This window comes from Bacteriovorax sp. DB6_IX (assembly GCF_000447775.1).
In the GTDB taxonomy this organism is placed as follows: Bacteria; Bdellovibrionota; Bacteriovoracia; order Bacteriovoracales; family Bacteriovoracaceae; genus Halobacteriovorax_A.
This window is the reverse complement of the sequence record NZ_AUNJ01000055.1, coordinates 1-1,785: the sequence shown is the minus strand read 5'-3', so window position 1 is coordinate 1,785 and position 1,785 is coordinate 1. Positions and strand designations below refer to the sequence as shown.

At 30.4% G+C, this 1,785-nt stretch carries 3 protein-coding genes; all 3 read left to right on the top strand.

Going from position 1 to position 1,785, the window contains the following annotated elements; translation table 11 throughout:
• Positions 1-15: 15 nt before the first annotated feature.
• The gene (gene yfbR / locus M901_RS01775; protein WP_011080968.1) at positions 16-615 is read left to right on the top strand and encodes a 5'-deoxynucleotidase; all 600 of its coding nucleotides are present in this window, start codon (positions 16-18) and stop codon (positions 613-615) included.
• Between the two features lie 318 nt (positions 616-933).
• Positions 934-1,518 (top strand): hypothetical protein, encoded by a 585-nt coding sequence (locus M901_RS01770; protein ID WP_021276443.1) that lies wholly within the window; start codon positions 934-936, stop codon positions 1,516-1,518.
• Positions 1,515-1,785: hypothetical protein (locus tag M901_RS01765; RefSeq protein WP_034719547.1), on the top strand; the 271-nt coding region annotated here is incomplete at its 3' end. The genes M901_RS01770 and M901_RS01765, both read left to right, overlap by 4 nt.

Sequence of the window (1,785 nt, the reverse complement as noted above, 5' to 3'; positions counted from 1 at the left end):
TGTAAGGATATTCAGTTGAAAAAATCACAAAGTACATTCATGGCATGGGTGACACGTATGCCATTAATAAAACGCTGGGCATTAATGCACTGCTTTCAAGAAGAAAATGTTTCAGAACATTCTCATCAGGTTGCGGTAATAGCTCACTTATTAACTGTCATTAAAAACAAACGATATGGCGGTAACTTAAATCCAGAAAAAGCTGCAGTTACCGCCATTTATCATGAAATATCAGAAACAAAACTTCAGGATATAAATTCAAAAACCAAGTACCACAGCCCTGAATTTACAGCAGCATTTAAAAAACTTGAAGATATTGCAGAAAAAGAATGTTTAGAAACATTACCAGAGGATTTACGTAATGAGTTCTCAGATTTACTTGTTCAAAAAAATGTAGACGCTGAATATAAAGCGATTGTAAAAGCAGCAGATATTCTATCAGCTTATATAAAGACTCTAAACGAACTTCGATTTAACAATGATGAATTTTTACATGTCAAAAAAGGACTTGATCCAAAAATTAAAAGACTTATTACTGAAATGCCTGAAGTAAAAGATTTTATGGATGTATTTTGTGATAGTTGCACTACTACGTTTGACAAAATATCAGGATAAATAATACCTCTCGGTATCTATAGAGTTTTAAAAAAAAGCAGAATCTGTAATCACGCATAACTTCATCACACATGCGTTATCAATATGAGTAACGTATGTAAAATGTGTTTTAACTCAAACTTTTACATAAAATCAACACATCAAAATTTACATACAACGCCAAGTTTGGTAACGTAAAATTGTAAAGGTTATCGTCACCTAGCCCGACTCAAGGCAAAGACGATAGTTTTGAATAGACAAAGTAATCACTTTTCAGTGGCATTTTGCATGAGAGTCGCATAGCAAACTTCAATGCTGCACTACGACCAAGGTGAAACTATGTCTAAAAACCATTCATTACCTCAAATTTCTCCATCCGACATCTTTAAGTTAAAAGCAAAACAATTTTCATTGTTAATAACCAAAATATCAGGTTTTAGTAATATACCGTCAAAAAAAAGGTATGATTGGTTAGCTCATGCTCTAGGTTATAAAGACCACAATGATTTATTACACTCTAATTATCTTAGAAGAATTACTGATAACCGTAATATCCTAAATATTTTTAGTAATAAAAAACAACGAGAAGACATAATTAATATTTTCTGCTCTAACCTTCCTGACGTATCAAAGAAACATATAAGTGATGCTACTATTTTAATGGCTATTATAGAAAAGCCAGAATATAAAAAGTTACTATTTTCACTAATACATAGTGGAATTAGATACCCCTCAATTTCTGGGTTAATTACACCTAAAAATAATAAAATAATCACATATAAATTAAACATCCCAAGAATAAAATCAGCACACCAAAGCCTACCAAATAACACCATCAACAAAAACCATATATTTTCGTTTTCAAAATTTCGTGAAGATTATGTTAAAAACACATTATCAGAAAACTTAACGACAAATAAATGAAATATAGATTTGGTGAAATGGGAAATAAAAAAGTATCTATCGGAAACTTATCCGCAAAAATAATAAGTGGGAAAAACATAAGTATCGGTGATAAAAGTGCACTTGGTGAATTAATTAAATATTTAAAAAAAGAGAATAAAAGTAAATTAATAACAACCAACTTTGATGATGTTGAATTTCTTAAATTTCTGAAATATTTATCTACGATTAAAACGACAAAACGCCGATATCAAATTTCTGTTGCAGTAAGACGCCTTATTGCTGAAG